The sequence below is a fragment of the Kribbella sp. NBC_00382 genome, from assembly GCF_036067295.1.
Lineage (GTDB): Bacteria > Actinomycetota > Actinomycetes > Propionibacteriales > Kribbellaceae > Kribbella.
The window spans coordinates 5555365-5575084 of sequence record NZ_CP107954.1; the positions used below are offsets into that span (position 1 = coordinate 5555365).

Here is a 19720-nt window from a genome sequence, read left to right on the forward strand (position 1 = left end):
GTTCATGACCGAGTCGCAGCCGTTGAAGAAGTCCCCGTTGCACGAGCGGCACGTCGCCCTCGGCGCCAAGTTCGCCGAGTTCGGCGGCTGGGAGATGCCACTGGAGTACAGCGGGGTCGTCGCCGAGCACACCGCGGTCCGGACCTCCGTCGGCGTCTTCGACGTCAGCCACCTCGGCAAGGCGACGGTCAAGGGCCCGGGCGCCGCGGCGTACGTGAACTCCTGCCTGACCAACGATTTGGGCAAGATCACCCCCGGCCAGGCGCAGTACACGCTGTGCTGTGCCGAGGACGGCGGCGTGGTCGACGACCTGATCGCGTACCTGCATGCAGACGACGACGTGTTCCTGATCCCGAACGCTGCCAACACCGCCGAGGTCGTCCGCCGGCTTGCCGAGCAGGCGCCGGACGGCGTCGTGGTGACCAACACCCACGACGACTACGCGATCCTGGCCGTCCAGGGCACCGACAGCGACGAGGTGGTCAAGGCGATCGGCCTGCCGACCGGCCACGACTACATGTCCTTCGCCGTTGCTGACTTCTCCGGTACGCCGGTAGTCGTCTGCCGCACCGGCTACACGGGTGAACGCGGCTACGAGCTGGTAGTGCCCAATGAGGCAGCGGTTGCCGTCTTCGACGCGCTACTGAAGGCAGGGGAGCAGTACAACCTCGTACCGGCCGGGCTGGGCGCTCGCGACACGCTCCGGACCGAGATGGGCTACCCGCTGCACGGTCAGGACATCTCGCCGGAGATCACGCCGGTCCAGGCGCGTTCGGGCTGGGCCGTGGGCTGGAAGAAGGAGCACTTCTGGGGCGACGAGGCACTGCGTGCGGAGAAGGCGGCCGGCCCGGCCAAGATCCTGCGTGGCCTGCGTGCAGTCGGCCGTGGCATCCCGCGTCCTCACATGACGGTCGTGAACCCCGAGGGCACCAGCCTGGGTGAGGTGACGTCCGGGACGTTCTCCCCGACGCTCAAGAAGGGCATCGCCCTGGCGCTGCTCGACGCAGCGGTCAAGGAAGGCGACCAGGTCGCAGTAGACATCCGCGGCCGGCAGGAGGCCTTCGAGGTCGTCAAGCCCCCCTTCGTCACCGTGCACGTCCGCGAAAGCTGACCTACCCGCCTGCGGCGGCGAACCCGGGTCACTGAGACCCGCGGTTCGTCCCGCACCCGCGGAGCCGCAGTACCACGACAATGAGCCTGTACTCCGTACGCACTCACGCACCATCCCCGCCCCGGCTGCGAAGCGGGCGTGAGCAGGCTGGACACCAGCCCAAGCAAAGCTGTTGCCAGTACTACCGGGTGACTCCTCCACGAGCGCATAAGCGCAGCCTGTGCCAGATCTGTTACCCACCGCCTACCACCGAGCTACTCTGCGCAGGTGGATTACCGCTTGCTGGGTCCGGTGGAGGTCTGGGCGGCTGGGCGCAAGGTGGAGCTCAAGCGGAGGCAGGAGCGGTTGCTGCTTGCCGTCTTGCTGCTGGAGCCGGGGAAGGTCGTACCGACTGACCGGCTGATCGGGTTGCTGTGGCCCGAGGAGCAGCCGGGGAACCCGAAGCGGGCACTGCAGGTCTATGTGTCCCGGCTGCGCGCAGTACTGATGGATGCCGAGCTTCTGGGCGAGGCCGGCGGGTACGTGCTCAAGGGAACCGCTGGTCGGACCGATGTCGAGAAGTTCGCCGCGCTGGTCGAGCGGGCCCGGGTGCTGCCGGATCTGGCGCGGCGCCGGGAGGTACTGGTCGAGGCGTTGGCGCTGTGGCGTGGACCGGCGCTGGCGGATGTCGCCTCTGAGGATGTCCGGCGCAGGCTGTGCAGCGGGCTCGACGAGTCGCGGTGGGCGGCGCAAGAGTTGCGGCTGAAGACCGAGCTTGCGCTGGGACGCCACCAGGAGTTGCTCCCCGAGCTGGCGGAGCTCACCAGTGCCGAGCCGACGCGCGAAGGCCTGGCAGCGGCCCGCATGCTGGCGCTGTACCGCTCCGGAAGACAGGCCAACGCCTTGGCTGTCTATGCCGAGCTGGTACGCCACCTGGACGAGGAGTTGGGCGTCGAACCCGGCCAGGAGATCCGTGACCTCCAGGTCGCCATGCTCCGCCAGGACGAATCCCTGAACCTCACGCCACCCGAGACCGGCCCGCGAGAGCTCCCCGCCGACGTGAGCCTGCTGGTCGGCCGTGACGAACTGCTGGACGAGTTGGCCAAGGTACTGGCGAGCGCGGGCCGGGGGAGCGGCGTACCGGCTGTTGTCTGTCTCTATGGCGCCGCCGGGACCGGCAAGTCGGCAACTGCTGTCCGGCTCGGCCATCGGCTTGCTGACGACTACCCGGGCGGACAGCTCTTCGCCCGGCTGCAGGACGTCAACGGCGAGGCCGTACCTCCGAGCACCGTCCTAGTGCGACTACTGCGCTCACTGGGCGTCGACCCCAAGACCTTCCCCGATTCCCTGGAGGAGCGGTCGTCCCTGCTCCGGAGCACGCTGGCTGGCCGCTCCGTCCTCCTGGTCTTCGACGACGCACTAGATGCCGGCCAGTTGCGGCCACTCATGCCCGCCGACGGCCGGTGTGCAGTCATCGCCACCTCACGCCAACCGCTGCTCGGTCTCGAGGACGCTATTCACCGCGAGATTAATCCGGCCGATGACCAGAAAATTCTGGATTAGACCAGATCGAATAAATGTCCGGACCTGACCGGCCGGGAATTCATAGCCGGCTGGAATTGGTGCACCGATATGACAATTCTGAGACATTTCACTCCGCAGTAGGTCGGGCACGCTGTGTGAAAATGTGGCACAGAATGGTCAGTGACGGCGCTGTGCCGACGCTATTCGCGTAGGGGTGTGCGCGGAGCGTAACTATTGGGTGCAAATGTTCCGGTCCGGTACGCGCTCCGGTAACGATTTGTGCACTGGTGGCGGAACCCGCTGGTTTTGGTGTCGGAGTGTCGGGCAGGCTAGCGCGCGGCTCCGGACGATCCGGCCTTGTCAAGCGAATTTGACTGCATGGCCCTCCGGAGCAAAGGCTCGGCACGATCTACAGACCGCCGCCGGGCCTGAACCCCGGAATTCTGGCTGACCAGCTGACGGAGCACGCATGAGTATTGGGTCACCCGACTCGACCGTAGGTGTCGAGGACAACCCGTCGTCGGCCGAGCCGGTCCGCCCGGCCTCGGTGGCGCACGGCAAGTCCCCGACCCGGATCGCGATGGACCGGCTGCGCAAGGACAAGGTCGCGATCGTCTGCGCCGCCCTGGTGCTGTTCTTCATCCTGATCGCGATCTTCGCGCCGCTGCTGACCAAGCTCGAGGGCGCCGACATCGGCACCTTCAACACCGACCTGGTCGACGAGTTCGGCTACCCGACGATCCTGTCGAACGCCCAGCACTGGTTCGGGGTCGAGCCGAAGACCGGCCGGGACAACTTCGCCCGCTGGGTCTACGGCGCCCGCCCGTCGCTGATCGTCGCGTTCGTCGCGACCGTGATCGGCACCGTCGTCGGTGTCGTGGCCGGCCTGCTGGCCGGCTTCCTCGGCGGCTGGGTGGACCGGATCATCTCCTGGCTGATCGACTTCGTGCTCAGCCTCCCGTACCTGCTGTTCGCGATCGCGATGGTGCCGATCGTGGAGTCGCTGCGCGGCGGTTCGTTCAACCTGAGCCCGGACCAGCAGGCCTCGACCCGGTTCTTCGTCCTCATCTTCGTGCTCTCGTTCTTCGGCTGGGCCGGCCTGGCCCGGATCATCCGCGGCGAGGTGCTGTCGCTGCGCGAGCGCGAGTTCGTGCTGGCCGCGAAGGCGATCGGCGTACCGACCAGCCAGGTCCTGTTCAAGGAACTGCTGCCGAACCTGGTCGCCCCGATCGTCATCTCGGCCTCGCTCGCGCTACCGGCCTACGTCACGGCGGAGGCGGGCCTGTCCTTCCTCGGCGTCGGGCTGATCGAGCCGATCCCCTCGTGGGGTCAGACCATCTCGAACGCCACCAACTGGTTCAAGGCGGACCCGCTCTACCTGTGGCTGCCGGTGCTGGGCATCACCATCCTGGTGCTCGCGCTGGCCCTGCTCGGTGACGCGGTGCGCGACGCCTTCGACCCCAAGACTCGTCGGTAGCCCGGCGTTTGCCCCAGCGGCAGAAAAGGAGAAACACGACAATGCAGTGGAAACGGATCACCGCGGTTTCGGCGACGGTCATGCTGGCCGTCGCGGCCTGCGGCAGCCCGTCGGCGACGAACAAGCCGGGTAGCAACGCCACCATCGGCGGTGCGCAGGTCAAGGCGACCGACGCGACCGCGAAGGGCCCGGCGCCGGAGGTAGCGGGTGCCAAGAAGGGCGGGACGATCTCGATCCTGTCCGACGTCACCCCGGACAGCTTCGACCCGACGAACACCTACTACGTCGACGGCAACCAGATCGAGAAGCTGTACTTCCGGGCGCTGACGCAGTACAAGCTGGACGACAAGACCCAGAAGCCGGTCCTGGTACCGGACCTCGCCGAGGACCTGGGCACCAAGTCGGCCGACGGCCTGACCTGGACGTTCAAGCTGAAGAAGGGCATCAAGTACGACGACGGCACGCCGGTCAAGGCGGTCGACTACGCGTACGCGATCAAGCGGTCGTTCGCGCACGAGCTCTACGATGCCGGACCGGCCTACCAGATCCAGTTCTTCAAGGACGGCGACAAGTACAAGGGCCCGTACGACGCCAACGGCAAGAACTACGCCGGTGTCGAGACGCCGGACGACTCCACCCTGGTCATCCACCTGGCCAAGAAGTTCGACGACCTGCCGTTCTACGCGGCGTTCCCGATGTTCACCCCGATCCCGGAGGCGGCCGACACCAAGAAGGAGTACGAGCTCAAGCCGAAGTCGACCGGCCCGTACAAGGTCGTCTCGCTGACCCCCGGCTCGGAGCTGAAGCTCGTCAAGAACACCAACTGGGACCCGGCCACCGACCCGGTTCGGCACCAGTACGTCGACGGCTTCGACTTCAAGTTCTCGCAGGACCTGGTCAAGGTCCAGCGGCAGATCCTGGCCAGCTCCGGCACGGACGCCAACGCGCTGAACTACAGCAACCTGGACGCTTCGCTGCTGAACGAGGTCAAGGACCCGACGCAGATCATCAAGGGCGACCAGCCGTGTGTGATCACCTTCTCGATGGACACCCGGAAGATCCCGTTCGAGGTCCGCAAGCTGATCGGTGAGGCGTACCCGTACAACGACTGGCGCAAGGTCGCCGGCCTGACCCCGGACACCGCGGTCCCGGCCTCCACCTACCTGCCGCCGGCCGTCCCGGGCTACGAGAAGTACGAGCTCCCGGGCCTGAACGGCACCGGCAAGGGTGCTCAGGACCCGGCCATCGCGCAGAAGGTCAAGGACAAGCTGAAGGAGCTCGGCAAGGAGAACTTCGAGCTCAGCTGGTACTACTCCAACGACAACCCGATCACCACCCAGGTGAACGCGCTGCGCACCCAGGCCTTCCAGAAGGCCGGCTTCAAGGTCCGCACGATCGGTGTTCCGTCGGCGAAGATCCGGACCCTGATCGGCAAGCAGGACGCGCCGGTCAACATCGGCAAGTCCCCGGGCAGCTGGTGCTCCGACTGGCCGACCGGTACCAGCTGGTTCCCGGTGCTCTACAAGTCCGATGCGATTGCCCTGGGCAACAGCCAGGGACAGCTGCAGGACCCGAAGCTGGACGCTGAGATCGACCGCGTCGCGGCCCTCAGCCCGGAGGAGCAGCTGAAGGAGTGGAGCAAGGTCGACAAGATGATCATGCAGGACTACCTGCCGTCGATCCCGCTGTACTACTCGGCCAGCGCCTTCCCGGTCGGCAAGAACATCGGTCACGCGGTCAACGACCCGACGCAGGGTATGCCCGAGTTCACCTCGTTGTTCCTGAAGCAGCCCTGATCGGTGCTGCCGCAGGCAGCTGTCTGATCTGAATGAAGGGGTGATGACCGGACCCAGGTCCGGTCATCACCCCGACCGGTGAGGAGAAACCTCGTGCTCTACTTCGTGGCGCGTCGGCTGGTGAGCGCGCTCAGTGTCGTGCTGGTCACGCTGGTCGCGACCTTCGCGTTGTTCTTCGTCGCCCCGACCGACCCGGCCGCGGCGATCTGTGGTGAGCGCAACTGCACCCAGGAGCGCTACAACGACATCAAGGAAAACCTGCACCTCGACAAACCCAAGGTGCAGCAGTTCGCCGAGTACACGGTGGGGATCTTCGCCGGCCGGACCTTCACGACCTCCGGGGTGGTGCAGGAGTGCAGCGCTCCCTGCCTGGGTTTCTCCTTCAAGAGCAACCGGCCGGTCACCGACATGATCAAGACCCGGCTCCCGGTGACGGTCTCGCTCGTTCTCGGGTACGCCGTGATCGTGCTGACGGTCGGCGTCGCGATCGGGTCGATGGCCGCGAAACGCCGCGGCACGACCGGTGACCGGGTACTGATGAGCAGCACCCTGATCCTCAGCTCGATCCCGTACTACATCGTCGCGCTGATGTTGTCGCTCTACCTGACCGTGCTCTACCCGATCCTGCCCAGAGGCGGCTACACACCGCTGACTGAGAACCCGGCCAAGTGGTTCACCGGGTTGCTGACGCCCTGGCTCATCCTCGGGATCTACAGCTGTACCCAGTACGCCCGGTACTCGCGCGGATCGATGGTGGAGACGCTGAGCGAGGACTACATCCGGACGGCGCGGGCCAAGGGCCTGTCCGACCGGGTGGTCACCTACAAGCACGCGCTGCGGTCGGGCCTGATCCCGGTCGTGACGATCTTCGGTCTGGACATCGCCGGCAGCCTGGCCGGCGCCATCTTCACCGAGCGGATCTTCGACCTGCCCGGGCTAGGCAACCTGGTACTGGAGAGCCTGAAGAACTACGACCTGCCGGTCATCATGGGCACGGTGCTGATCTCTTCGGTGATCCTGGTCGCGATGAACTTCCTGGTCGATGTGACCTACAGCGTGATCGACCCGAGAGTGAGGCTGGCGTGACGACACAAGACCCAGTCCGCAACGACGCCGTTCGCAACCCTTCGGTCGCGACCCGGGAACGCCGTTCGGGCCTGACGCCGAGCGGCGAGACGCCGTACCTCGAGGTCGAGAACCTGACCGTCCGGTTCCCGACCGCCGACGGTCTGGTGAGTGCCGTGAACGGGCTCAGCTACGCCGTACCGCTGGGCCGGACGCTCGCGATCGTGGGCGAGTCCGGTTCCGGCAAGTCGGTGTCGAGCATGGCCGTGATGGGCCTGCACGACCCGAAGCGGACCCAGATCACCGGCTCGATCCGGCTCGGCGGCGACGAGCTCGTCGGGATGCCGGAGTCGGAGCTGATGAAGGTCCGCGGCGACGCGGTGGCGATGGTCTTCCAGGACCCGCAGTCGTCCCTGCACCCGCTCTACACGATCGGCGCGCAGATCACCGAGGCGTACCGGGTGCACCACAAGGTGTCCAAGGACGTCGCGAAGAAGCGCGCCCTGGAGATGCTCGACCTGGTCGGCATCCCGAACCCGATCCGCCGGTTCAAGCAGTACCCGCACGAATTCTCCGGCGGTATGCGGCAGCGCGCGATGATCGCGATGGGCCTGGTCAACGACCCGAAGCTGGTGATCGCCGACGAGCCGACCACCGCGCTCGACGTCACCGTGCAGGCGCAGATCCTGGACCTGCTGAACACCCTGCAGAAGGAGTTCGGCTCGGCGATCGTGCTGATCACGCACGACCTGGGCGTGGTGGCCGAGATGGCCGACGACGTCCTGGTGATGTACGCCGGCCGCTGCGTGGAGTACGGCACGGCCGAGGACGTACTGGCCCGGCCGCGGATGCCCTACACGTGGGGCCTGCTGGAGTCGATCCCGACGGTCTCAGCGGCCAGCGAGAAGCTGCGCCCGATCAAGGGTCTGCCGCCGTCGTTGCTGGCGCTGCCGGACGGCTGTTCGTTCAACCCGCGTTGTCCCTACAAGGACCGGGTCAAGGGCGACCGCTGTACCACTGACCTGCCCGAGCTGCTTCCGGTCGACGGTGCCGGCGCGCACACGTCCCGTTGCCACCTGCACGACAAGGCCTCGATCTACGAGGCCGAGGTCGCGCCGAGACTGGGCTGAGGAGAGAGATGAGCGACACGACGCGTCCGGCGGACGCAAACACCAGCCCGCTGCTGCAGATCCGCGACCTCAAGATGCACTTCCCGATCAAGGAAGCCGCGGGGCTCGGCCGGACCAAGAAGGTCGTCCAGGCTGTCGACGGGGTGAGCTTCGACCTGAAGCCGGGCAGGGTCCTGGGCCTGGTCGGTGAGTCCGGTTGTGGCAAGTCGACGACGGGCCGGATGATCACCCGGCTGCTGACCCCGACGGCCGGCCAGATCCTGTTCAAGGGCACGGACATCGCCCGGATGAAGGAGAAGCAGCTGCGCCCGTTCCGGCGGCAGCTGCAGATCGTCTTCCAGGACCCGTACAGCTCGCTGAACCCGCGGCAGACGGTCAGCAACATCCTGACCACCCCGCTGCGCGTGCACAACCTGGTCCCCAAGGGCCAGGAGCTGGCCCGGGTCCAGGAACTGCTCGAGCGGGTCGGGCTGAACCCCGAGCACCACAACCGGTACCCGAACGAGTTCTCCGGTGGTCAGCGCCAGCGGATCGGGATCGCCCGGGCGCTCGCGGTGGAGCCCGAGGTGATCATCGCCGACGAGCCGGTCTCCGCGCTCGACGTCTCGATCCAGGCCCAGGTGATGAACCTGATGGAGGACCTGCGCCGCGATCTGGGCATCGCCTTCGTCTTCATCGCGCACGACCTCGGCGTCGTCCGGCACTTCTGTGACGAGGTCGCGGTGATGTACCTGGGCAAGATCGTCGAGCAGGGCCCGCGGGACCAGATCTACAACGCTCCGCAGCACCCCTACACCCAGGCGCTGCTGTCGGCCGCTCCCGATCTGGGCACCATCCGTGGTACCCCGCCGAAGGAGCGGATCCGGCTGGTCGGTGACGTGCCGTCGCCGATCGACCCGCCGAGCGGTTGCCGGTTCCGGACCCGCTGCTGGAAGGCCGAGGACATCTGCGCCACCCAGGAGCCGCTGCTGATCGCCAAGCCGAAGTCCGGCCCCGGCCACGCGGCCGCCTGCCACTTCGCCGAGCCAAAGGTCGACCTGACCGCAGCGACTGCGTAGTTATCCACAGGAACGCCCTGCTGACAGAACTTTGTCAGCAGGGCGTTCTACTGTTCACCCATGGACTTCCGTTTGCTGGGGGCAATCGAGATCTCCGGCCAGGCGACCGCCCTGCGCCGGCAGGAGCGGTCGTTGCTGGCGATCTTGTTGCTGAGGGCAAATGAATCGGTGCCGCTCGCGGAGCTGGTCGATCTGTTGTGGCCGGATGATCCGCCGGCCGATGCGCGTGGGTCACTGCAGGTCTATGTCTCCCGGCTGCGCAAGGCGTTGCCAGGCATCACGATCAGCAGCAACGCCGTCGGGTACGCCGTACAAGTGGAGGCTAAGTCGGTTGATGTAGAGCGCTTTCGGCGTCAGGTGGCTCTGGCGCGCAATGAGCCAGACCCGGTACTGCGGGGTGACGGCCTGCGGCGGGCGCTTGAGGTTTGGCGTGGGGAGCCGTTGGCTGACCTGGTGCCGCAGGAGACCCGTGAGCGGTTGATCGCGGGGCTGGTCGAGGGGCGTGCGGCTGCAGTCGAGGATCGAGTCGAGGCGGATCTGCAAGCGGGGCGGCATGAGCAGGTCGAGGGTGAGCTGGCCGGTCTCGTTCGCGAGCACCCGCAACGCGAGCGGTTGATGGCGGCATGGATGACGGCGCTCTATCGTGCCGGCCGCAAATCCGAGGCGTTGCGGGCGTACCAGGAGTTGGCCGGACGGCTGGCCGAGGAGTTCGGGCTGGATCCCGCTCCTGCGCTGCGCAGGCTCCATCTGGCCATCTTGCGCGACGATCCGAGCTTGCGACCGGAGACGGCGATCCGGGCCGAGGGCACCGTGCCGCGAGAGTTGCCGGTGGACATCTCGCTGCTGATCGGGCGTGACGACCTGCTGGCCGACGCCGGACGGGTGCTGACCCAGGGCGATCGTGCTCAGCCTGCCGTCTACTGCCTTTGGGGTGGCGCCGGCGTTGGGAAATCGGCGGCCGGAACGCGGATCGGCCATCTGGTGGCGGCGTCGTTTCCCGACGGACAACTGTTCGCGCGGCTGCAAGACGTCGGGGGAGAGGCGGTGCCTGCCGGCGCATTGCTTGGGCGGATGCTGCGCTCGCTCGGGGTCCAGCCTGGCGCGGTACCGGCCTCGGCCGCCGACCGGGCGACGATGTTCCGCGAACGGACCGAGAGCCTGGCTGTTCTCGTGCTGCTGGACGATGCGCTGGATGCCGGGATCGTTGCCCAGTTGCTGCCTACTGGTTCGCGTTGTGCCGTGCTGGTCACCTCACGCAAGCCGTTGCCGGAGCTGACCGAGGCAGTACATCGCCAAGTCACGCCGCTGGACGCAACGACGAGCCACGCCCTGCTGACCCGGCTGATCGGTCGAACGCTGCGCGACCGTTTGACTCTGGACTCGGTGGCCGAGCAATGTGTCGGTCTCCCGTTGGCACTGCGCATCGTCGGCTCGCGGTTGGCGTTGTCCGGCGACGATGCGCTGCAGTCGATCGCCCACGCGCTGGCCGACGACGACCAGCGGCTCGACTCGATGGTGGCCGGGGACCTCGCAGTACGGACGAGCCTGGGTCGCACCATGACGCTCGCCGACCCGCAGGCCCGGCAACTGCTTGAACGCCTCTCCCTGGTGGGCATCACCGAGTTCCCGTCCTGGGTGGCCGCGCCGCTGCTGGACTGCGACGAAGCGACCGGCGCTGCCGTCTTCGAGCGCCTGGTCGACCTGGGCCTGGTCGAACTCGTCCACGACCAGCGGTACAAGATGCACGCGCTTGTCCGCGCTTACGCTGCAGAACAACTGGCGTTGGCCGGCGACCGTGACGAACCACTTGGGAGGTATCTGCAGGCCGTACTGCGCCTGGCCGGCCTGGCGGACAACAGCCTCCCGCACGGACTCACCCTCACGCTCCGCTTGGCGGTGCCGGACCGGCCACGACTACCGGCCGCGGAGGCGGATGCCATCGCCGACCCAGGCCCGTGGATGGACGGCAACTGGCCGTTGATCCGGGCGGCGGTCTTCACGGCTCTCCAAGCCGGCCGACAGGTCGAGGCGGCCGAGTTGGCGCTCCGGCTGAACGGCTACAGCGTGATCGCGGCGCTCGATGATCTCCGGGCGGAGGTGCTCTCAGCAGCCAGGGAAGCGGTCAAGGAGTCCGGCCCGCTGGAGCTCTACGTCCGGCTGGCGTTCGGCCTGCTTCCGGCGTTGGAGCTGTCGCCCGCAGAACGCCTGGCGGCAGGTGAGGAACTGCTGGAACTGTCCGAGCAGCTCGGCTCCACCGAGCTCCAGGTGCGGGCGATGTTCCACATCAGCATCGGCGCCAACCAGAGCATGGATCTCGATCGGGCCCAGGAGGTGACGACCAAGGCCCTCGAGCTGACCGAGCAGCCCGACGGGCCGGTGGACCTGCGCGTCTTCGTCCTCCAGCAGTTGTCGATCATCGCCGCCGAGCGGCACGACTTCGAGGCCGGGGCCGGGTGGGCGCGCGAGCTGCACGCGATGGCGCCGCCGGGCACGATCAGCGAGGGCGACGGGCTGTTCCTGCTCGGCGAGAACGAGCTCGAGCTGGGCCGGTACGACGACGCGATGGCGACCCTCACCCGCGCGGCGGACATCTATGGTGCCGTGGGCAACGACTTCACCGTCGCCCGGGTGCGGACCATGATGGCCCTGGTGGCCAGCCGGACCGGTGACACGGCGCTCGGCCGGGAGCTGCTCGACCAGGCGATCGACTGGGACCGGCACCACCCCGGAACCAATCTGATGGAGGTGGTCGAGTTGATCGAGGCCGATCTGGCGATGGCGCTCGGCGACGTCGAGGGCAGCCGGCGGACCAGGCTGCGCCTGATCGAGGAGGCCGGGGCGAGCGGCAAGACGACGCTCCAGCAACAGATCCAGCACATCCTGGACACCGATCCCAGGGACCCGGCCAACCACAGCTGATCGCAAAGTCAGGCCTGCTCGCCGTGCCGGAGGGCAAAGTCAGGCGTGCTCGCCATGCCGGAGGGCTTCGCGTTCCTGGGCGAAGCGGACGGACTCGAAGGCGACCAGACCGGTCAGAAGGACAGCCAGTACTGCGAGTTGGCCGAGCGCCGGCACGTGGAGGAGCAGCGGCAGGGCGGCGACGCAGAGGGCGGCGGTGATCAGGCGGCTGATGCCGAGCTGATGGGTGGTACGCCATTTGAAGCCGACGTGGCCGAGGAGGTAGAGCACGACGCCGAAGAACAGCGCGTACAGGCCGATGCCCTTCAGCGGGTCGTCGAGGTGGTGGTGCTCGGTGTCACCGACGTATTCCAGGACCTTCTTCAGGCCCAGCGCGAGCAGCACGATGCCGGCCACCATCGGGAAGTGCAGGAAGGTGTACGCGTCGCGGGCGAGCTTGGGCCGGGTCTCCGTCGGCTCGGCCGCGAGTGCCCGCTCGCCGTAGATGACGGTCGCGTCGAAGTAGATCCACCACAATGCGGCGGCGACGATCAGGCCGAGCACCGAGGCGACCAGGATCGGCCAGGAGATCGGCAGGTCGGTGACGCCGACGCCGATCGCGACGATCGACTCGCCCAGCGCGATGATGACGATCAGCCCGTGCCGCTCGGCGAAGTGGGCCGCAGAGCGCAGCCGCCAGCCACGGGCGTCGACAAGGTAGGTACCGCCGTAGTCCGCAGCCAGTGCGGCCGCCCAGATCAGGGTCTGCGTGGTGCCGTGGAACTGGGACGCGACGAGCAGCAGCGCCGTAGCGGAGACCATCGCCGGGGCGAACCGTGCGAGCGTCCGGCGCAATACCGGGTCGCCGTCGGCTATCAGCCAGAACAGCCACAGGTGCATCGCCCGGAAGACGAAGTATGCGACCGCGATCACCACTGGACCGGGTAGTCCACCAGGCAGGTCGTGGAAGGCCTCCGGGATGGCCAGCGCGATCACGAACATCGCCCCCATCGCGGCCAGCATGACGCCCCGGATCGAGCCCTCGTCGGCTTTGACCAGGTTGCACAGCCAGGAGAACCCGATCCAGCTCCACCACAGCAGGCCGATCAGCAGCACGCCCCGGATCACCCCGGACCAGGTCAGGTCGTGCGCCATCAGCGCGGTGATCTGGGTCAGCGCGAAGACGAAGACCAGATCGAAGAACAACTCCAGCGTGGTGACCGAATGGTTTTCCGAGGTGGCCTGGGCCTTGATCGGCGTCCGACGTGTGTTCATGCGCCACATTCTGCACAGCAAAGGGCCCGTGGCAACCACCCTCGGCCGCCACGGACTCGGAAGGCGATAACCGCTGGTACCGGGAAAGAGAAACGGATCGCCACCCCGGGCGGGGAGTGGCGATCCGTTCGTTGGAACGGCGGGCTGCTACCGAGGCAGGGGTCAGGTAGCAGCCCACCGGGTCTAGGCCCTGCCGTGCGCCTGACGGCTGCGGCGGCTGAGGGAGTCGATCGTGACGGCGATCAGCAGGACGCCGGCGGTCACCATGAAGCGAACGCTGGAGTCGAGGCTGAGCAGGGCCAAGCCGTTGGCGATCGACATGATCACCAGCGCGCCGAGCAGTGCGGAGTACGCCGAGCCACGGCCACCGAAGAGGCTGGTACCACCGATGACGGCGGCGGCGATCGCGTTCAGGTTGGTGTCCGCGCCACCGCTGCTCTGGTTGACGGCGATCAGCCGGGCCGCGCCCAGGATGCCGCCGACGGCAGCGAAGGTCGAGCAGGCGGCGAAGACCGACAGGTAGATGAACCGGACGTTGATACCGGCACGGCGAGCTGCCTCGACGTTGCCGCCGACCGCCAGCACCGAGCGGCCCCAGCGAGTCTGCCGGATCATGAAGTCGGCGGCCACCACGAGAGCGACGAACAGCAGGAACATCGCCGACACACCGCGGTCGCCGTTCAGCACGAGGACCGGGACGAACAGCACGAGCGCCAGCGCGACCGCCTTGATCGCGATCATCGACGTCGGCGCGGCGGACAGCCCGGCCTTCGTCCGGGAGCTGCGCGTCCGCAGCCGGCTCAGGACGTACAAGGCGACGACCACAGCGACCAGCACGTAGGCGACGGCCGGCGGCAGGAAGTCCTGGGTCGCGAACTTCACGATGCCCGAGTCGAACGGGATGTTCAGCGTGCCTTCCTTGCCCAGCACCAGCAGTTGCAGACCGAGGAAGCCGAGCAGACCGGCCAGCGTGATCACGAAGCTCGGTACGCCGAATCTGGTGAAGAGCGCGCCGTAGAACAACCCGATCACCAGACCGAGCAGGGCCGCGACGACCAGCGACAGCACCAGCGGCCAGCCCTTGTTGACGAACGTCACGCCCAGCACCGCGGCGGCCAGACCGCTGACCGAGCCGACCGAGAGGTCGATCTCGCCGAGCAGCAGGACCAGAACGATGCCGAGGGCAATGACTCCGACCGAGGTGGTCTGCAGGGTCAGGTTGACCAGGTTGCGGCTGGTCAGGAAGGAGCTGTTGGCGATCTGGAAGACCGCCCAGATGATGATCAGGCCGATCACGACCGGGACCGAGCCCAGGTCGCCGGAGCGCAGCCGCGAGGTGAAGGCGGAGACCGCGCCGCCGATGCCGTGGCTGGCGATCAGGCGCTCGTCCTGGAGATCGGCGGGCAGTGCGGCCGCGTCGTGCGTCTCGGGCACAGCGTCCTGCACGGGTGCCTGCGATCCGTCGACCGGGGTGGTCATGATGCGGAACCTTCCTGCTGGGTCCGGCGCGCCGCGCGCTCGGAGACTGCGTTGTCCGTGGCACCGGTGATCGCGGCGATGATGTCCTGGGACTTCGTCTCGGCGACGTCGAAGACCCCGTTGTTGCGGCCCAGGCGCAGGACCGCGACCCGGTCCGCGACCGCCATCACGTCGGCCATGTTGTGGCTGATCAGGATCACCGCGAGGCCACGCTCGCGGAGGCGCTCGACCAGGTTGAGTACCTCGGCTGTCTGCGCGACACCGAGGGCGGCGGTCGGCTCGTCGAGCATCACGACCTTCGGCTGGCCGAGCAGGCTGCGGGCGATCGCGACCGTCTGGCGCTGACCGCCGGACAGGCTGGCGACCGGGATCCGGACGCTGGGGATCTTGGCGGACAGCTGGCGGAGCAGTTCCCAGGAGGAGCGTTCCATCTCGACCTCGTCGAGCACCTTGCCCTTGCGCAGTTCGCGACCGAGGTACAGGTTCGCGACGACGTCGAGGTTGTCGCACAGGGCCAGGTCCTGGAACACGGTGGCGATGCCGAGCTGCTGAGCCTCGGCCGGGCTGTGCACCCGTACCTCCCGCCCGTCGAACACCATCGTGCCGTCGTCGGCGGTGTAGACGCCGGCGATGGTCTTGACCAGCGTCGACTTGCCGGCGCCGTTGTCGCCGACCAGGGCGAGCACTTCACCAGCGCGCACGTCCAGCTCGATGTTCTTGAGCGCCTGGACGGCGCCGAAGCGCTTGGAGACACCCCGTAGCGCCAGCACCGTGCCGGCGGCCGTGACAGGGGTGGGTGTGACAGTCATCGATCAGCCTCCTGAGGGCTTGCTATCCGGCTTCGGTCCGGGTGGGCACTGGGTGCCCACCCGGACCTCGGCTCTGCTTGGTCACGGCCCGGGGGCGGGCCGGTATCCGTTGAGGCCGGGAGTTACTTGAGGCCGGCGGCAGCGCAGGCCGCGGCGAACGACGCGGTGCAGATGTCGGAGACCTTGTAGATGCCGTCCTTCACCACAGTGTCGTTGATGTTGGCCTTGGTGACGGCGATCGGGTCGAGAATCGTGGCCGGAACACCCTTGAAGTCACCGGTCGACTCGGCCTTGCCGCCGTTCGCGAGGGCAACGGCTGCCTTGGCGGCGGCGGTGGCCTGCGGCTTGACGGCCTTGTAGATCGTCATCAGCTGGTCGCCGGAGACGATCCGCTGGATCGCGGCGAGCTCGGAGTCCTGACCGGTGACCGGCGGCAGCGGCTTCACGCCACCACCCTTGAGGGCTGCGATAGCGCCACCAGCGGTACCGTCGTTGGCTGCGTACACGCCGATCAGGCCGGACTTGATGGCGCTGAGCTGCCCTTCCATCCACGCCTGGGCCTTGTCCGGGCTCCAGTCCGGGGTGTCGAACTCAGCGGCGATCTTGAAGCCGGAGCTGTCGAGCACGCTGTGCGCGCCCTTCTTGAAGTCGGCCGCGTTCGGGTCGGTCGGCGAGCCGTTGATCTCGGCGATGTTGCCCGACGTCTTGCCGGCCGCCTTGAGGGCGTCGACCAGGGTCTGCGCCTGCAGCTTGCCGACGGCCTCGTTCTCGAACGAGACGTAGTAGTTCGCGCCCTCGATGAAGCGGTCGTAGGCGATGACCGGGACGTTCTGCGCCTTCGCGGCGGCGACGACACCGGCGGCGGCCTTGCCGTCGACCGGGTCGAGCACGAGGACCTTGGCGCCCTGGGTCAGCGCGGCCTCGGCCTGGGTCTGCTGCTTGGCGGCATCCTGGTCGGCGTTGCTGTAGATCAGCTCACAGCTCGCGCACTCGGCCTTGAGGGCCTCGGTGAACAGCGGGCGGTCGAGCGCCTCGTAGCGAGTCGTCTTCGACTCGGGGAGCAGCAGGGCGATCTTGCCGCCCTTGCTGTCACCGCCGCCAGCGGTGTCGGACTTGTCGTCCGACCCACAGGCCACCAGTGAGAGGGCAAGGGCCGATACGGCGATGCCGAGGCCGACAAGACGGGTTGGTGAGACGGACATAGAGCGACTCCTTGACGTGAGGGCCCGAGTAGGCCTGAGCAGAGTCAAGACCCAGAACCGACTTGACGTCAAGGCTTGAATTCAAGAAATAGACATATCGTTGTTACACGGTTGTCTCGAGCGCCCTGGCTGTCCGGGCATGGCTCAGCACGGATGCCAACTGAATGGCACCGAGCACATCCGCATCGTCACCGAGCTCGGCCGGCCGGAGCTCGACGGTGGCGGCGGCGCTCGGGATCGCGCATCGGTCGAGGGCCTCGCGCAGCGGCAGCATGATCAGCTCGCCGGCCTCGGCCATCTTGCCGCCGACCACGATCACCTCAGGGTTGAACAGGTTCACCAGACCCGCGATCGCGACCCCGACCCGGCGGCCCGCGTCCTCGATCACCCTTCTGCAGCCGAGATCACCGGCCAGGGCCCGGGTGACGATGTCCCGGAGTCTGAGTGCTCCGTGGGAGGCCTGCAGGCTCGCCAACAGCGCGCGGGAGCCGACGAAGGTGTCGAGGCAGCCGCGGTTGCCGCAGCGGCAGATCGGGCCGTTCTCGTCGATGGTGAGGTGGCCGATCTCGCCCGCAGTACCGGCTGAGCCGCGGAAGACCTCGCCGCCGAGCACGATGCCGGCGCCGACGCCGTAAGAGAACTTGATGTAGCAACCGTGTTTCACGCCGCGCAACGCGCCTTCGCGGAGTTCACCTAGTGCAGCCAGGTTGGCGGTGTTGTCGAGCGCGACCGGGGCGCGCAGGTGGCCGGCCATCGCCTCGGCGACGTTGACGCCGCGCCAGCCGGGCAGTACCGCGTCGGAGCCGGCCTCGCCGCTGACCGAGTCGACCGGCGCGGGCAGGCCGAAGCCGATCGCGCCGATGTCCTCGACGCTCGCGTTGACCGTCTCGCAGAGATCGGCGAGCAGCCGGGCGGCGCGCTCCATCCCGTCGTCGGCGACGTGGTCGGCCTGGAGCGGCATCAGTTGCTGGGCGAGGATCTCGCGGCTCTCGGAGGCGATCGCGACCCGGACGTCCCGCTCGCCGAATGCGACCCCGGCCAGCAGCGCTCCGCCGGAGGCCAGCGACACCAGTACTGCGCGGCGGCCGTTGCGGATGCTGCGGGACAGCCCGACCATGCCGGCCTGGTCGAGCTCCTTGACCATGTTCGACACGGTCGCGGCGGACAACCCGGAGGCCGCGGCGATCTCGACCTGCGTGAGCGGACCGTGCTGCCGGACAACCCCCAGGACGCGCTCGCGGTTGGCTTCGCGGAGCGAAGCCTGCGAGCCAGGCGCTGGGCGGGTTGCGTTCATTACATAAAGATAACGGATCGCGGGCGATTCGTTCCCGAACTGCCGTAATGGAATCTCCGGGTAACCGTCACGTGTCCTCACCGTTACGCGTAGTGCTGCCCACCCCCGTGCCGGAAAGGACACTAATGCACGCCCCCCTGCCCTGATCCCGGCGACCCGCGCCAGCCACCGATGAGAGCGCACACACCCGCCACCCACCACTCACCACCCGCCACTCACCACCCGCCCGAGTCCCACCCGCCGCCTCACTCCGCCGCCATTTCGGTGGACAACCCCTGAGATTGTGGGTTGCCCGCCGGGATTCAGGGGTGGCAACCCACCAATTCAGGGGTTAACCACCGAAATGGTGAGCGAGCTGCCAGCCGCCGCGTGCTGCCGGTGGGCCTTGGCTCTCTGCTTCGCCGGCACCTCAACTCCTGCGTGCGGATTTCTTACGGTCGGGAGTGAGTACCTTGAACACCATCTGGTGGGTGTGGACAAGGTGTGCGGTGTCCGAGGTCACCAGATGGTGTTGAAGGTCGCCAGTGCGGGGTGGGTTGGGGCGGTTAGGTGGTGAAGGCCAGCACCAGGAGCGTCGTGGGGAGGGCGAGTTCGACGGTGGCGCCGAGGGTGTCGCCGGTGATGCCGCCGAGGGATTTCCTGGTACGCCGGGTCGCGGCGAAGCTCAGCAAGACGGCTGCCAGCACCGCGATGGCGGCACCGAGGATGGTGAGGTCGAGCGTGGACAGGCCGAGCCAGTGCGCCAGTTGGGTATTGCCGGGGGAGTAGTTGAAGGTGCTGTCGTACGGCCGGCTGGTGGGCGGGTAGGACTGGCCAGTGACGATGCTCAGGGTCTCGTGGGCTCGGTCCTGCGAGGAGCCGCCGCTGAAGAGGCCGCCGACTGGGATGCTGCCCTCGTCGCTGTACGACCACCAGCCGAGGGCCGTGGAGCGGGAGGCGAGCCAGCCGACGGTGGCGGCGCCGGCGGTGGCCACGAGGGTGAGTAGCAGGGCGGCGTACGGGCGGACTGTGCCGGCGACCATGGCGCCGAGGCCGTCGGGGCGGGCGGACGGTACCGAGGTGCGGCAGGACCAGGGGAGGGTGAGGCGGCTGGCGACGCCGGCAATCAGCAGTGCTTGCCAGCCGAAGCCGTTCTGGACGCAGGCCTGCAGCGCGGCGACGTCGATCAGCAGCACGGCCGCAATCGAGACGACACCGAACGGCCCGATATCGCTCTGCTTCATGATCCGCAGCTTGGTCTCGCGATCACGCCGGCTGCCGAACCCGTCAGCGCTGTCCGCCAGCCCGTCCAGATGCAATACACCTGATAAGGCCATCAGCACGATGACTCCCAGTACCGCCGCCAGCAACGGCGCATCGGGCTTCACCCGGTGGGCCCCATAAACCACCAGCCCGGCAATCCCACCCAGCACCAACCCCACCAGCGGAGCCAGCGCCATCGCCCGCCCGGCCACCCGCCGATCGACGTTCCCCGGCGTCCCCGCAGGCAGTACCGACAACGTCCCGAACGCCAGCCTCAACCCATCAACCATCTAGCGACCCTCCCAGCCGACGCAGAAACCATCCGATCGCTCACCTAGCTGACCCCCACCACCCGGCCGCGCTTGCGGCCAGCCCTCACCA

14 protein-coding genes are annotated in these 19720 nt (G+C 67.6%); 8 read left to right on the forward strand and 6 right to left on the reverse strand.

The annotated features are described in order from the left end of the window. The first annotated feature begins 4 nt into the window (after positions 1–4). The 8 genes from gcvT (at position 5) to OHA70_RS26650 (ending at position 12059) form a co-directional block, all read left to right on the forward strand. Complete coding sequence (gene gcvT / locus OHA70_RS26615) at positions 5–1111, forward strand: glycine cleavage system aminomethyltransferase GcvT (RefSeq protein ID WP_328322298.1); 1107 nt, start codon at positions 5–7, stop codon at positions 1109–1111. A 267-nt stretch (positions 1112–1378) separates the two neighbouring features. Continuing rightward, positions 1379–2653, forward strand: a complete 1275-nt coding sequence (locus OHA70_RS26620) for an AfsR/SARP family transcriptional regulator (protein ID WP_328322300.1) — start codon at positions 1379–1381, stop codon at positions 2651–2653. A gap of 430 nt (positions 2654–3083) precedes the next feature. After that, the gene (locus OHA70_RS26625; protein ID WP_328322302.1) at positions 3084–4091 is read left to right on the forward strand and encodes an ABC transporter permease; all 1008 of its coding nucleotides are present in this window, start codon (positions 3084–3086) and stop codon (positions 4089–4091) included. A gap of 41 nt (positions 4092–4132) precedes the next feature. Next, positions 4133–5887 carry an ABC transporter substrate-binding protein gene (locus OHA70_RS26630; protein ID WP_328322304.1) on the forward strand — a complete coding sequence of 585 codons (1755 nt, stop codon included), beginning with the start codon at positions 4133–4135 and terminating at the stop codon, positions 5885–5887. 93 nt (positions 5888–5980) lie between these two features. Continuing rightward, positions 5981–6973, forward strand: coding sequence for an ABC transporter permease (locus tag OHA70_RS26635; protein WP_328322306.1), 993 nt, complete (start codon positions 5981–5983; stop codon positions 6971–6973). After that, positions 6970–8082 carry an ABC transporter ATP-binding protein gene (locus OHA70_RS26640; protein WP_328322308.1) on the forward strand — a complete coding sequence of 371 codons (1113 nt, stop codon included), beginning with the start codon at positions 6970–6972 and terminating at the stop codon, positions 8080–8082. Before OHA70_RS26635 ends, OHA70_RS26640 begins: the two co-directional genes overlap by 4 nt. A gap of 8 nt (positions 8083–8090) precedes the next feature. Beyond that, positions 8091–9140, forward strand: a complete 1050-nt coding sequence (locus OHA70_RS26645; protein WP_328322310.1) for an ABC transporter ATP-binding protein — start codon at positions 8091–8093, stop codon at positions 9138–9140. Positions 9141–9200: 60 nt separating this feature from the next. Then, positions 9201–12059: an AfsR/SARP family transcriptional regulator gene (locus OHA70_RS26650; RefSeq protein WP_328322312.1), complete on the forward strand. Its 2859-nt coding sequence runs from the start codon at positions 9201–9203 to the stop codon at positions 12057–12059. A gap of 39 nt (positions 12060–12098) precedes the next feature. On the opposite strand, the gene OHA70_RS26655 is transcribed toward OHA70_RS26650, so the two are convergent. The 6 genes from OHA70_RS26655 to OHA70_RS26680 all read right to left on the reverse strand — a co-directional run bounded on the left by OHA70_RS26655 (position 12099) and on the right by OHA70_RS26680 (position 19629). Beyond that, positions 12099–13313, reverse strand: coding sequence for a low temperature requirement protein A (locus tag OHA70_RS26655; protein WP_328322314.1), 1215 nt, complete (start codon positions 13311–13313; stop codon positions 12099–12101). A gap of 183 nt (positions 13314–13496) precedes the next feature. Beyond that, positions 13497–14792: a sugar ABC transporter permease gene (locus OHA70_RS26660; protein ID WP_328322316.1), complete on the reverse strand. Its 1296-nt coding sequence runs from the start codon at positions 14790–14792 to the stop codon at positions 13497–13499. Next, on the reverse strand, positions 14789–15601 hold the full coding sequence (locus OHA70_RS26665) for an ATP-binding cassette domain-containing protein (RefSeq protein WP_328322317.1): 813 nt from the start codon (positions 15599–15601) through the stop codon (positions 14789–14791). The genes OHA70_RS26660 and OHA70_RS26665 overlap by 4 nt, the downstream gene beginning before the upstream one ends. A gap of 122 nt (positions 15602–15723) precedes the next feature. After that, entirely contained in the window at positions 15724–16803 is a 1080-nt protein-coding gene (locus OHA70_RS26670) for an ABC transporter substrate-binding protein (protein WP_328322318.1), read from the reverse strand. A gap of 103 nt (positions 16804–16906) precedes the next feature. Continuing rightward, positions 16907–18097, reverse strand: coding sequence for an ROK family transcriptional regulator (locus OHA70_RS26675; RefSeq protein ID WP_328322319.1), 1191 nt, complete (start codon positions 18095–18097; stop codon positions 16907–16909). A gap of 545 nt (positions 18098–18642) precedes the next feature. Then, positions 18643–19629 carry an adenosylcobinamide-GDP ribazoletransferase gene (locus OHA70_RS26680; protein WP_328322320.1) on the reverse strand — a complete coding sequence of 329 codons (987 nt, stop codon included), beginning with the start codon at positions 19627–19629 and terminating at the stop codon, positions 18643–18645. Positions 19630–19720 lie beyond the last annotated feature (91 nt).

Coding starts and splice junctions, on each gene's coding strand:
- OHA70_RS26650 (WP_328322312.1), top strand. CDS start 9,201: ATGGACTTCCGTTTGCTGGGGGCAATCGAGATCTCCGGCCAGGCGACC.
- OHA70_RS26645 (WP_328322310.1), top strand. CDS start 8,091: ATGAGCGACACGACGCGTCCGGCGGACGCAAACACCAGCCCGCTGCTG.
- OHA70_RS26630 (WP_328322304.1), top strand. CDS start 4,133: ATGCAGTGGAAACGGATCACCGCGGTTTCGGCGACGGTCATGCTGGCC.
- OHA70_RS26665 (WP_328322317.1), bottom strand. CDS start 15,601: ATGACTGTCACACCCACCCCTGTCACGGCCGCCGGCACGGTGCTGGCG.
- OHA70_RS26675 (WP_328322319.1), bottom strand. CDS start 18,097: ATGAACGCAACCCGCCCAGCGCCTGGCTCGCAGGCTTCGCTCCGCGAA.
- gcvT (WP_328322298.1), top strand. CDS start 5: ATGACCGAGTCGCAGCCGTTGAAGAAGTCCCCGTTGCACGAGCGGCAC.
- OHA70_RS26680 (WP_328322320.1), bottom strand. CDS start 19,629: ATGGTTGATGGGTTGAGGCTGGCGTTCGGGACGTTGTCGGTACTGCCT.
- OHA70_RS26655 (WP_328322314.1), bottom strand. CDS start 13,313: ATGAACACACGTCGGACGCCGATCAAGGCCCAGGCCACCTCGGAAAAC.
- OHA70_RS26625 (WP_328322302.1), top strand. CDS start 3,084: ATGAGTATTGGGTCACCCGACTCGACCGTAGGTGTCGAGGACAACCCG.
- OHA70_RS26670 (WP_328322318.1), bottom strand. CDS start 16,803: ATGTCCGTCTCACCAACCCGTCTTGTCGGCCTCGGCATCGCCGTATCG.
- OHA70_RS26660 (WP_328322316.1), bottom strand. CDS start 14,792: ATGACCACCCCGGTCGACGGATCGCAGGCACCCGTGCAGGACGCTGTG.